This window comes from Nocardia sp. NPDC003963, assembly GCF_053605105.1.
The window spans coordinates 1088037-1100381 of record NZ_JBSGIP010000001.1 but is presented as its reverse complement, the minus strand read 5'-3'; the positions used below and the strand labels follow the sequence as shown (position 1 = coordinate 1100381).

Annotated in this window: 11 protein-coding genes; 2 read left to right on the top strand and 9 right to left on the bottom strand. The window is 65.3% G+C overall.

Translation table 11 applies throughout. The features are described 5' to 3' along the window. Positions 1-16 precede the first annotated feature (16 nt). Both ACWEWT_RS05050 and ACWEWT_RS05045 read right to left on the bottom strand, forming a co-directional pair. Entirely contained in the window at positions 17-478 is a 462-nt protein-coding gene (locus ACWEWT_RS05050; protein WP_452556291.1) for a VOC family protein, read from the bottom strand. After that, positions 475-1062, bottom strand: coding sequence for a DinB family protein (locus ACWEWT_RS05045; protein WP_452556289.1), 588 nt, complete (start codon positions 1060-1062; stop codon positions 475-477). Before ACWEWT_RS05045 ends, ACWEWT_RS05050 begins: the two co-directional genes overlap by 4 nt. A gap of 62 nt (positions 1063-1124) precedes the next feature. Here ACWEWT_RS05045 and ACWEWT_RS05040 point away from each other — a divergent pair, with 62 nt between their 5' ends. After that, positions 1125-2123, top strand: a complete 999-nt coding sequence (locus tag ACWEWT_RS05040; protein ID WP_452556287.1) for a helix-turn-helix transcriptional regulator — start codon at positions 1125-1127, stop codon at positions 2121-2123. A gap of 619 nt (positions 2124-2742) precedes the next feature. Further along, positions 2743-3117 carry an N-acetyltransferase family protein gene (locus ACWEWT_RS05035; RefSeq protein WP_452556285.1) on the top strand — a complete coding sequence of 125 codons (375 nt, stop codon included), beginning with the start codon at positions 2743-2745 and terminating at the stop codon, positions 3115-3117. Between the two features lie 366 nt (positions 3118-3483). On the opposite strand, the gene ACWEWT_RS05030 is transcribed toward ACWEWT_RS05035, so the two are convergent. The 7 genes from ACWEWT_RS05030 to ACWEWT_RS05000 all read right to left on the bottom strand — a co-directional run bounded on the left by ACWEWT_RS05030 (position 3484) and on the right by ACWEWT_RS05000 (position 11981). After that, positions 3484-3840 carry a hypothetical protein gene (locus tag ACWEWT_RS05030; RefSeq protein ID WP_452556283.1) on the bottom strand — a complete coding sequence of 119 codons (357 nt, stop codon included), beginning with the start codon at positions 3838-3840 and terminating at the stop codon, positions 3484-3486. 652 nt (positions 3841-4492) lie between these two features. Next, positions 4493-5731, bottom strand: a complete 1239-nt coding sequence (locus ACWEWT_RS05025; protein ID WP_452556281.1) for a cation:proton antiporter — start codon at positions 5729-5731, stop codon at positions 4493-4495. 174 nt (positions 5732-5905) lie between these two features. Next, complete coding sequence (locus ACWEWT_RS05020) at positions 5906-6409, bottom strand: phenolic acid decarboxylase (RefSeq protein ID WP_452556278.1); 504 nt, start codon at positions 6407-6409, stop codon at positions 5906-5908. A gap of 235 nt (positions 6410-6644) precedes the next feature. Then, on the bottom strand, positions 6645-7889 hold the full coding sequence (locus ACWEWT_RS05015; RefSeq protein ID WP_452557673.1) for a cytochrome P450: 1245 nt from the start codon (positions 7887-7889) through the stop codon (positions 6645-6647). 445 nt (positions 7890-8334) lie between these two features. Then, positions 8335-8931: a hypothetical protein gene (locus tag ACWEWT_RS05010; RefSeq protein WP_452556276.1), complete on the bottom strand. Its 597-nt coding sequence runs from the start codon at positions 8929-8931 to the stop codon at positions 8335-8337. Positions 8932-8974: 43 nt separating this feature from the next. Next, positions 8975-10468: an NAD(P)/FAD-dependent oxidoreductase gene (locus ACWEWT_RS05005; protein ID WP_452556274.1), complete on the bottom strand. Its 1494-nt coding sequence runs from the start codon at positions 10466-10468 to the stop codon at positions 8975-8977. Between the two features lie 379 nt (positions 10469-10847). Then, a complete protein-coding gene (locus tag ACWEWT_RS05000; protein WP_452556272.1) occupies positions 10848-11981 on the bottom strand; it encodes a hypothetical protein in 1134 nt (377 codons plus the stop codon). Positions 11982-12345: the final 364 nt, after the last annotated feature.

Sequence of the window (12345 nt, the reverse complement as noted above, 5' to 3'; positions counted from 1 at the left end):
CACCACCAGGGGCGGATCAGTCCAGACAGAACTCGTTGCCCTCGGGATCGGCCATCACGATGAAACCGGTCTCCAACGGGGGAGCGGGTTCGTGACGCCGGATCCGCGACGCCCCCAGCGCGAGCAGCCGGTCACATTCGGTCTCCAGCGCCGCCATCCGATCATCACCCTGGAGACCCGGAGCCACCCGGACATCGAGATGCACCCGGTTCTTGGTTACCTTGTCCTCCGGCACCTGCTGGAAGAACACCCGCGGACCCTGCCCGGCCGGATCCTCGATAGCCGAGCGTGTATTGCGCTGATCCTCCGGGACCCCGATCCGAGCCAGGAACTCGTCCCACGCCGCGAGCGGATCGGCGCCCGCGGACAACTCGACCCCCGGCGGACCGGGAAGGACATAGCCCAGCACCTCGCGCCAGAACAACGACAGCGCCCGCGGATCATGGGCGTCGAAAGTGATCTGGATATGACGACTCATCGAGTGGCTCCGTTCTCGGAAAGGTGAGTGTGCAGGTAGAGGTCACGCAGCAGACAGACCTCGGACAGATGATGGATCAGTTCACGGTGGATATGAAGCACCAGAGCCGCGACCGGCAAGTCCGGGTAGGGCTCGATCTCACCGACCGGAGCCCGGAGCCCGGCCGCGCCGACAGTACGCAACCCGTCCAGCCAGACACCGAGCTGAGTCTCCAGCTGATCGAGCGCGCCGGTGGCGGTCTCGGCATACTCCCACGTCTCGTACGACGCCGGTGCCGCACCGAAATGCGCCGCGTTACGCGCGGCGAGCACACCGACGATGACATGGCCGAGACGCCAGGCAATGGTGGTGAACGGAACGGGGACCGGCTGCGGAAAAGCGAAGTCGATCGTGAAATCGCCCGCGCCGGCCTGCACAGGTGCACTCGACCTACCCCGGCGACGCACACTCCAGGCATCCGGCACCGGTGACCAGAAATACTCCGCATCGGTGAGCCCGGAGAGCCGGTCACGCAGCTGATGGTTCCAATGGAACTCCCACTGGTCGCGCAGTGTCCCGTTCCAGTCGAATTGGTCTGCATCCATGAGGCCAGCCTGGCACACCGGGCGGACAGAATCGGTCCGCTATATCTGGCAGGCTGGCCCGAGTGGACGGAACAGGCGATAACGAGCGGGGTACGACCGAACGCGTACTCACCCTGCTCGGGCTGCTGCAACAACGACGGACCTGGACCGGCCCCGAGATCGCTGCCCGGCTCGGGATCACACCGCGTACCGTGCGCCGCGATATCGAGCGGTTGCGCACCCTCGGCTATTCGATTCACGCCAACCAGGGCGCCGGCGGCGGTTACCGGCTCGGCTCCGGACAGGACCTGCCGCCACTGCTTCTGGACGACGAAGAGGCGATCGCCGTCACGGTCTCGCTCCTCATCGGCGCGGGCGACGCGGTAGCAGGCTCGGGCGACGCCGCACTCCGGGCACTCACCAAACTGGACCGCGTCCTGCCCACCCGCTTGCGGCACGAAGTCCGGGCCCTGACCGGTTCGGTGGAGTCCTTCGGCGGCGGCCGAACCCCGGTCGATCCCGAGGTTCTTCTCACGCTGGCCAGAGCATGCCGTGACGAGGTGGAGGCCGGGTTCGACTACCTGTCCGGGAGTCCGACCCGGCGGCGGGTCGAGCCCTATCGACTGGTCGCCTCCGACCGCCGCTGGTACCTGCTCGCCTACGATCTCGACCGAGCCGATTGGCGGACGTTCCGGGTCGACCGGATGACCGAGGTGACCGCGCGGACCTGGCGCTACCCGCCACGCCCGGCACCCGAAGCGGCAGCATACGTACAGGAAGGTGTGGCCAGCCGGGTCTATTCGCACCGGGCACGCTTCCTCGTCCACGCACCGGCCGAGACGGTACGCGCGCAGATTCCCGCTTCGGCGGCCGTTGTAGAACACCGTGCCGACGAACTGTGCGAAGTACGCAGCGGCGCCGACAACAGTCTCGACAGCGTGCTCCTGCATATGGTCCTGCTCGGGCACGACTTCGAGGTGCTCGACCCGCCGGAGCTGGCGCAGCGCTGCCAGGCCTTGGCACAACGACTGCTGGCCGCCGGTACGGCAATTTCGTCGCAGCCGGATCCGGGAGGCGCGTGAGCCGAGGACGTGCCGGAAGAGCTTCCACCCACCTTCATTTCATCACAGGTGACGAAATGAAGGTGGGTGGAAAGATGCACGGAATCAACGCACTCCGAAGCCTTCCGGCGATACCGCGACGGCCGCCGACGTCTGCAGACGCTCCGACGGGCGACCGGTCGGGAAACCGCCTCGGCGGGCCTTGCACCGAAACCGCACCCGCCTCGGAACCCGCGCTTCCTCAAACGCCGATAATCTACATTATGTCAACTGAAGTACTGCCTATTGCATCAGATGAATCATTGAAGCCTCCCCTCTGGCGATCCGCCCCGAGCCCTGACCGGACTAGAAATGGTCTTCTGCGAACCCTTGTCACTCAGATCCCGCCACCCGCCGCCGAAATGCTTGGATACAGTCACCAAGTCGCGCACAAACACGCTGAACTCGCGGCACAACCATGGGCCCGATACGCCGTCGGCGGCACGTCCGCACAGCCCGGCGAAAACCGTGGAGTTCGATAGGTATGGTCGTCATACGGCCGAGAACCGTTCATGACCTGCCAGAATGTGTCGTTGCCCTTCGTGGGGTCCACGAGACTGACGGTTATCCTGCCGTTTGGCCTAAGGACCCTGAGGGCTGGTTGACGCCGTCGAAACTCGTTGAGGCATTTGTCGCGGAAATCGATGGCGCCGTCGTCGGCCAAATCGGCCTGGGCGACAGTGCGATTCCCGCCGCAGTTCGGCGCATACTCCCGAACACGCCACTGATCTCGGTGATTCGCCTCTATGTCGCCCCATCGAGCCGTGGGTTCGGCGTCGGCCTACGGCTTCTCGATTTTGCCGCCATGAAGGCCGATGCACTGAAGCGAAAGGCCGTACTCAACGTCGAGACGGGCTCCGCGGCAGCGATCGCACTCTATGAGCGCGCGGGTTGGAGACGAGTCCATAGCGAACCAGGCGGCTGGACGACCGCCGACGGGCGAGCCTCAGTCCTTCACCACTACGTCAGTCCGTGACCCGACCGCTGTTGAGGACCAGGTGGTCCGCAAACCTCTCCGCGCCGCCAATGCGGCGCGGAGAGGTTTAAGTCAAGCGGCTGCTCTGCCTACTGAGCTACAGCCCCATGTTGTGGAGCTGACGGGACTTGAACCCGCGACCGGCCGCTTAGTGGATTACCTGGATTCGATCCTGGAGCCATCGTGCTGCTCAGCAATCCTGTTGCCGCTCAACACCATACCACGCCCCTGAGGCAGGGTTCCCGGCGCAACGAGCCAGGCGGAATCTCTGAGCCTGCGGGGAATAGATCTCGATCGAATACGCAGGGTTACCAGTAAACTCCTACATGCAGCACCGGACAATCGATGAAGCGCGACCTCGATCGGTCAGCGGCGGGGCGTCAGCGTGATGGCGCCGACCATCACTCCACCCAAATACGCCGGACCCTTGTACCCGCCATGCCCGTCGCTGATCAGTAGAACTCGGTGGCCGGGAAACAGATCCACGTAACCACCGTCGGGCGTCGAATGAATTGGATAACGCCCTATCAAGACCAGGTCCCCGCCCTCGACGCGCCCGTCGCGTTGTAGGAGCACGATGCCGGACGACCACGTCGTGGACGTATAGGCGCCGGGTTCGACGTCGGCGGACGCTTCTCCAACCGTGCCGAAGAGCGTGGCGGCACCCACGGCCACGGCGATCGCAGCCGTCCGGACTATCGCTGGTCTGGCGTGTATGGACATCGTCAACTCCTGCCGCATCGAGCTGCAAACTCTACGCCTGCCAACTCTGATCCGGCCGAATACGCACGAATCGGATACGCAGGGTAGTAGATCGCCGAGACCTCTCCCCGTGCACTATCGACACGCTCCGAGGTTTCGCCGCGACCACCCCGGGCGGTCGGTGGCGTGCGCACTGGCATCGTCCGAACAGTCGGCTCGTCAGTCTCGTGCGTTCACCGCGTATTCGTCCAGCGACTGATCCGGACTACGCCATAGCGACTCGGCTGGGCTCGTCGAAATCGCATTCGAGCCGACCGGCTACCGTAGCCATCACCTCCGGGGGTCGGACGGGGTGGGCGCTCCGGGTGTGACCGACGGCCGACGGCCCCGACCGTCCGGCCTGTCCCCCGGCAGGTGATCCCCGCTGCCGCCGGATCGAGAGGCCCGGTGGGTACTTGCGCGCTACGGTTGAGTCGCCCGTTCCCGATCACGTAGTCGAGGCTTCCGCTCGGGTCGACTGCCGCCGTCCCATGAGCCCGACGGAGAATCGTCACTTGACGTATATTGCGGTGAACGAGCACCGGCGTAGTTGTCAACTCCTGGATGCTTTGCCGCCGGTCCCCGGACTTCGGGCGGTATCCGCACGAAGTCCGGTCCGAAGGTCGTGCGAATGTTATGCGCGTCCCTGCCGCGAAGGCTGATCCCGGCCGGCGAGGTCGTTCTCCGGAGTACCGGGACGTTTCACTCCGAATACGGTCAGTAGCGGCGCGGTCATCGCCGTCGTCACCAGTGCCATCATCACCAGGATCGAATACAGCTGCGTATCGATCACGCCGATCGTGAGCCCGACATTGAGGACCACCAGTTCGGTGAGCCCTCTGGTGTTCATCAGCGCGGCAAGAGCACCGGAGGTCCGCTTGTCGAAGCGGCATACCCGGGCAGCGATGTAGGTGCCGCCCAGTTTGCCGACCACGGCCGCCACCAGGATCAGGATGGCTTCCACCCATGCCGCTTTGTCGAGCCCGCTGAGATCGACGCGCAGCCCGGCACATACAAAGAATGCGGGCAAGAAGATACTGCTGATCAAGCGGGCGCCGGGCTCGACGGTCGGGCGTTCCGAGCGCGGGAATATCACCCCGAACAGAAATGCTCCGAAAATCAGGTGCAGGCCCATCCACTCGGTGACAGCCGCGGTGACCATCGCGCCCGCGATACCGATCGTGATGGTGGCTGCTTCGTTCGCGCGTCCGGCGGTGATCCGGGTGAGCAGAGGCCGGACTCCCCACCACAGCACGGCGGCCAGCGGGACGAGGAGCAGCAGGCGCCAATGATCGTCGAACTCGGGGCGGGCGAGGGCGAACACCGCGGCCAGCGCGCCCCAGGCGAGGATATCGACAATGGCCGCGCTGCCCAGGCTGAGCTGGCCGAGAGAGGTGGTGAACAGGCCGCGGTCCTGCAGGATCCGGGCGAGGACCGGGAAAGCGGTGACGGCGAGCGCGCATCCGATGAAGAGTACGAATCCGAGGTGGCCGTCCTGGTGATGCCGGGCCAGCGGCCAGAGCGCCACTGCGCAGCCGAGAACGAACGGTGTGGCGAACGAGGCGAGCGCGATCGTGGTGATCGAGCTCCGGTTCCCGCTGATCTGCTCACGGTCGACTTCGAGGCCGGCCAGGAACATGAAGATGACGACGCCGATATTGGCGAGCGCGGTCAGTTGCGGAGTGATATCGGCCGGGAAGATCGTCGAGGAGAGGCCGGCGCCGAGAACTGTGGGACCGGCGAGGATCCCGGCCGCGATCTCGCCGATGACGGCGGGCTGGCCGAACCGTTGGGCCAGCCCGCCCAGCATGCGGGCGAGGCCGATGATCAGGACGAGGTCCAGCAGAAGGACGATCATCTGGTTACTGGACATTCATGTCTCCGATCGCCTGACGCTCGGGTGCCATCCAGCTCGTGCTGAGAGCGATGCTGTGCTGGATGGCACCCGTCGATTCGACGCACGCGCGGCTGTGTATACGAGGTCGGGATGGCACGCGCCGGGCTTGTCTCGATGCGGCCGACTCGACGAGCGAACGCTCGACGGGATTCAGCGTGGTGCGTGCGCGTAGGGGTGGCCGTCGAGCTTCGGAGTCTTGCGCTGCTTGCCGAAGTATGCCTGGTGTTTGGCGACTGTGTCGTCGTCGAGGATTTCGAAATATCCGCGGTCGGCGTACACATGCCGTGGCATATCCGGGCCTACGGCCGCCATTTCCTCGATCTTGTCCAGATAATCCGGGTCCCTGTTCCAGCCGGTGGTCACTGTCATGTCCTGTTCCGCGAGCCAGCGTGGAACCGACGCGTAGCGATCGACCTCCCCGGTCTCCAGGTACCAGGTGAGGTTGACATGTGTGCCGGTCTCTTCGACCCAGTGCAGGATTTCCACGCCGGGCGCCGGACGGCGCAGGGTGGGTATCTGGATCGCGTGGCGGCCCTTGTGGGGCCCTTCTTCCAGGTGGTACTCGATGAAATCGGGCCCGGTGAACCAGGGTTCGAAGACCCAGCCGTTGGGGAGGAAGAGCCGCAGGTGTTTTCCGACGATGGATTTCAGCATATGGCGGTCGGGGCTCGCCCCGACCGCGGGGGCAGGACCCCTGCCCCCTTTCCAACTCGAACATCAGAACGTAGATCCAAGATCATCATCCCATATATTCTTTGTCCGCGAACGCATCCCGTGCGATCGCACGATCCGGCCTGCTCCGGGCCGGGAGCCGATCCACGGTGGCCGGGTGGGCCGACCCGCGGGTACGGGTCGGTGTCCCCGACCGCGGTCGGGGACACCCGGAAGGTCACATGGGTGGAACCGGGTCGAATACGACCGGAAGCGCGATCAGACCTCGCGAGAAGGGACCGGGCCGCCATACCAGCTGCTGATAGGGCACCGCCACTTGCATATCGGGCAGGGCGTTCAGCGCCCAATCGATCGCGATCTGGGTGGCGTTGTAGGCCAGCGGCTTCGCCGGGCACGCGTGCGCTCCGACGCTCCAGGCCAGATGGGACCGGTTGCCGCTGTGCGGACCGCCCGGTACTTCCAGATGGGAGTCGCGGATATCGGGATCGTTGTTGCACGCGGCGAGGCTGATGACGACCGGTTGGTGCGCGGGGAGCCATTCGCCGTCCAGGGATACCGGCTGCCGCGGGTACGTGGTGCAGAAGTTCGCCATAGGTGGGTCGTTGAAAAGCACCTCGTCGATGGCCGGACCGGTCGACAGGTTCCGGCCGGCGCCGTCGTTGTACCGGGAGTCGGTGAGCATCATCAGCAGGGTGTTGACGATCAGGTTCCGCTGCAGCTCGAAGCCGGCGCCGTAGAACGACATGAGCTGAGCCCAGACCTCGTGGTCGTCGAGGTCGGTGGGATGCTGCACCAACCGGGTCGTGGCGTCGTCGCCGGGCTGATCACGTTTGAGCTGGATCAGCTCCATCAGCGCGTTCTTGAGTTGTTTCATACCCTCCGCCGCCTCGGCGGGGCTGGATTGGTCGAAACGTTTCGCCATGCCCTCGGCGACGGCGCGGCCGATATCGTCGGGGCAGCCGCAGATGCGGTTCAGGAGCTCCAGGACCAACGGGAACGCGTAGTCCATCATCAGGTCGGCGGTTCCGGACTCACAGAAATTGTTGATCAGCTCGGTGCCGATCGCTTCGATCGTCGGCATCAGGCCGTTGAGGTTGACGCCCTCGATGCTGAACATCGATGCGCTGCGGTAGCGCTCGTGTGGTACACCGGTGTTGAATCGCGCGGCGGGGAGGTATCCCAGCATGGCGAGAATGGGTGAGTCCTTCGGGACGGACTCCTGCCAATCTCTCGGGTCACGCTGGAAATGGGCCTCGTCGTGGAGAATTTTCACCGCGGTCTTATGGCTGATCACCAGTGTGGCGGGTACGCCGGGTGCGATTTCGACGGGTACCAGGGCATCGTGGTGTTCGCGCATATCTCGGTACACCCGATGCGGATCGGCGGCGAACTCCGGCAGGTAGAGGGCATACCGGCGTTCGGGTTGGGGCGCGTGGCCCGGGTAGGTCGGAAACGACTGCATGGTCAAGACGTAGCTCCAGACGAGTGGACAGGGCCTGAATCGCGATTATGGGTAGAGATTCGAGCTGTCTGCACAACCTGGAACGGGGAGGAATCCGCCCGGATTCGGCTCCGACTGTTGTTCCGAACGATCATGCAGGCGTCGATGGGCGTACGGATGAATTCGATCCGCGCGATTCGCCGCGGATCTCAACCCTTGCATTAATTGGTCCGGACCATGAAATCTTCACGGCGCCACCTACATTCATGCTTGCCTCTCGTCAGCTCGGACCAGAACTATAGTCCGCGCTATGAAGATCGCAATTCCTGGGTGGTAGCTGACCGGCGACCGTCCCGGCCAGCAACCGAAACGCCGGCACACTTCCGCTGGAGCGCCCCGGCGGTGCGGGCTCGCGCGCCGCCGGGACGAACGGTCCCGGCGGCAACCGCACCGGAGACTGCGTGAGTCAGCGGACCGTCGGGTGGACGCCCGCGGGGCCGGGCTCATCGTCCCAGAAAATACGTCGGCCCGGGTCGGAATGATCCGGCGGGACGACCTCCGGGGAAAAGGACTCCCTGATGTAGCACAGGGGGCGGTCGTCGAGCATCATCACGTATGCCCGCGCCGCACACAGCCGGCCGTCGGTCCAGTACGCAAGACCGGCCCGCAGGATGCGCCGTTGCTGGTCGGCACGGCGTGCTATCAGACTCCGCCCGATCGGAGTGGTGACATCGTCGACCCCGAAGTCCGCGGCCCGGCCGCGAGCGGCGAACACGAGATTGACCGATGCCGTCGAGCCCGAGTGGACCAGCTCGGATCGCCGGACCAAGACCAGATCGCGCCCGGAGACGGACAGGACACCGGCCACGGTCGGTGGTAGCCGGGACGCGCAGGTGTCGTGCTGCTGGAGTACACGCACCGTCAGATCGGTTCCGGCGATCGCCTCCAGGGCGGGGGTGGTGAAGCCGTGGTCGGCGAGTAACGACCGGGTGACGGGGTTTCGGAACCCCGAGGCGCCCGGGGGGAACCCGGACGGCTCGGGCAGCAGGGGCGCGGCGGTCATCGCCGGCTCCGCGCTTCGCGGATCATGGAGATCTCCGGACCGTTCAGCCTGCCGGAGCGTCTTCGGCGGCGACCGGTGGCCGGACCGGGCGCACCACTGCCGCTTTCTCCGCAGCGCTGCGAGTCGCTGTGGTGATCCCCAGCGGAACGGTGGATATCCGGTAGTCGCCCATCGTCACATCCGCTCCCAAGGGGTCTCGCCACAGATCCCAGACCGGAGCCATATCGATGGCGCCCATGTACTCGGTGTTCGCGCCGTCCCCGTATTCGGCGTGATAACCATCGGCCTCGTCGACGATGGTCGCGGTCGCCGTCCGGCCCTGGCTGCCGTCCGATTCGAGGACGTCGGTGATTCCGGCCATGATCATGGTGAACGACTGTGCGGGGCTGTCCGTCGCGCGTTCTTCGGTGAGTGTGGCCGCGTGCTCGAAATATTCCTCGGAGCCGATGTAGTCGCGGTACATACGCGAGACCAGGCTCAGGAACCGCTCGTAGGCCCGCCGGTAGACGTATTCGTGGAATGCGAGCGCCTGCGCTTCCTCCATCTCACCGCGCAGGTAGGTGGCGATGGAAGCGGCGGCGGTCAGGCCGCCGAAGGTGGCCAGGTGCACTCCGGTGGACAACAGCGGATCGAGGAACAGCGCCGAGTCCCCTACCAGGGCGTAGCCCGGGCCGCAGAGGCGGTCGGCAACGTAGGAGTAATCCTGCTCGGTGCGCACGTCGGAGATCTGCTCGGCATCGGCGAGCAATTCCTGTAGCTCCGGGGTCTCGCCGATGATGGCCTCGTAGAACGCTTCTTTCGACTGGTGTCTACGCAGTCGCTCGGCGGCCACCTGGGTGGAGACCACATAACCGACGCTGAACTTCCCGCCCGCGAGCGGGATATGCCAGAACCAGCCCCCTTCCGGCGTGGACACCACGTTGATGGCGCCTTCGGGGCTGTCGGGATGCAGGCGTGCGCCCGTCCAGTACGACCAGATACCGATATTGCGGAATCCGTCGTGCATTCGGCGCATGTTGAAGTGCTTGGCCAGGATTCCCGCGCGTCCAGAGGCGTCGACCAGGAAGTCGAACTCGATCGTGCGCACGGTATCGTCTCCGGCCCGGACCCACTCTGCGGCGGACGGACGGCCCTCGTCGTCGAAGACGACTCGTTTGACGGTGGCCTGTTCGATGACCTCGGCGCCCTGATCCGCCGCGTTGTCCAGGAGGATCTTGTCGAATTCGGCCCGGTCGACCTGCCATGACCAGGCTTCGGCGTCGACCAGCTCAGACCAGTTCAGCAACCACGGGTCGTCCTTCCATAGGAAGTGGGCACCGCGTTTGACCTGGAAGCCGTGTGCGGCAACCTTGTCGTAGGCCCCGGAGAGCCGCAGTGTCGACAGGACGGAGGCCAGTAGCGACTCGCCGATGTGGTAGCGCGGGAAAGCTTCCTTCTCCAGGACTGTGACGCGGATGCCGGCTCGCGCGAGCAGGGCCGCGGTGGTCGACCCGGCGGGGCCGCCGCCGATGACGAGTACATGGGGATCGTGCGCCATAGCTGACTCCTGGATTGGCTGAACGGACCATGAGGTCCGCCATCGGTGGCCGGGCCGACCGGGCCCATGGACCCGAAATCGCGATGCCGCAGATGGTTTCAAACAGAATGGCGCCAGAGGAAGTGTATCAACGAACGCACGATTGCGCGTGCAAGTGCACAATGCACATGCACGAACAGCCGGCCGTGCGACGCGGGTCCGGCAATCGACGGGCGACCGGGGTGGCTACCTGCGATATCCGCGCTGCGTCATTCCGGCAGAGAGCTTTTCAGATTAGCAGCCGAGCGATGGCGGCACCCCGGAATCCGGCCGCGGAACGCCCGGCTCCGTAGAGCCGGGCGTCCCGCGGGCTGTCGCGTCCGATCCGGGCCGCGCCGGTTCAGCTCGTGGCGGCCCGGTCCTGGCCGGCGAGTTCGACGGTGATCTCCGCGACCTGCGCGGCATCCGCTGTACTGTGTCGCCCGAAGCCGCACGCGGCGGCCACGCCGTAGGCGGTTCGGCCGGTCGCCGCCTCGAACAGGCCGAGGGCCTGTGTGCTCTGTTCCTTGTCGGGGGAGGCGATGCCGGCGATCACATTCCACTGGGGGCTCAGCTTGCTCAGTGGCGCATAGAACTTCGCATCCAGTGGCGCCGCGTGGGCGCCGTAGGCGCACGGAATGTGGACCGCCGGAAGGGGCGAGTTCCGGCGCTCCAGCAGTCGCGCGGTCCGATTCAGCAAGGCGACCGCCGGGGCCAGATTGCGCGGGCTCAGCAGGCTCTGATGCTGATAGTCGCCGTAGCAGAGGTGCACCGAGATACCTCCCTCGATACCGTGCTCACGATCGATCTCGTGCGCCTTCTCCAGGAAACCTGCCAGCTGTCCGGCCACGAGCGGAGCCAGTGCCCACAACGACCCCAGCTGTTGTCCCTTGACCGTACTCAACAGCGAGACCGGCGATTCCACCTGCCAGAGCACGGAGTCGCCGTATCGACGGCGTACTTCGGCCAGCTCGGCCAGCGCGGCGGCGGCGAACACCGGCAGTTGCCGTAGTGCCGCGACCACCAGGCCGGAGCGGCGCAGCGCGAGCCCGACGGGCATCCCGCCGGCCACCGCTCCCCCGGCGAAGACGAACATCGCCAGGTCCAGCGGGTGTGGCTGTCCGATCTGTAGTTTCACCTCCGCCAGTTCGGGCCGGTCTCGTTGTAGGGAACGGAAGGCTGTCACGACCTCGTCGATCCGGTCCAGGCGGTTCATCGAGATATCCGCGGGTTCGAGCGTCCGGCCGGGCCGGACGCCATAGGTCGTGAAATCGGCGTAACCGTCGAATTCGCCCGGGTCGAGAATCTCCAGGGCGTCGGTACGTTCTCCGAGGCTCCGCAGATAGGCCACGATCCAGTCGGGGTCCAGATCACACGGCACCGCGGTCAACGGGCGACCGGCGGACCGGGCGAGGAACCATTCCAGGACGCTGCGGTCTCCTCCTTTCATCAGCTCGGTGGGGAGGCTTCCTACGAAATGCGCGTACCTGGTCATGCATCAACTCTTCTGTCACCCGGCTCGATAGTGAGCTGCTCTGACAGCAGCTCACTTCGCCCGAGGCTACACATCGACTCCTGCGGGCACTTCCCATTGGACGACAACCCTTTCCGGCGCGAGCCGGTTTCACCAATATCGTGACTTCGTGGTATTCCGATCCTCTCCGGGTGCCGGTGACCAGGTGTTTTCGCGTCGGCGGTATGTGCCCTTTTCGCGTCTCCGGCGGTCTCGGTGGTCCGCACCGGTACGTCGAGCGGATCGATTACCGGCGGCACCGCGGACCGCCTTATCACATCATCGCCGGTATTCGAAACCCTGAGTACCACAATCTATTTGGTGAGCGGCGATCAGAAAACTGTGT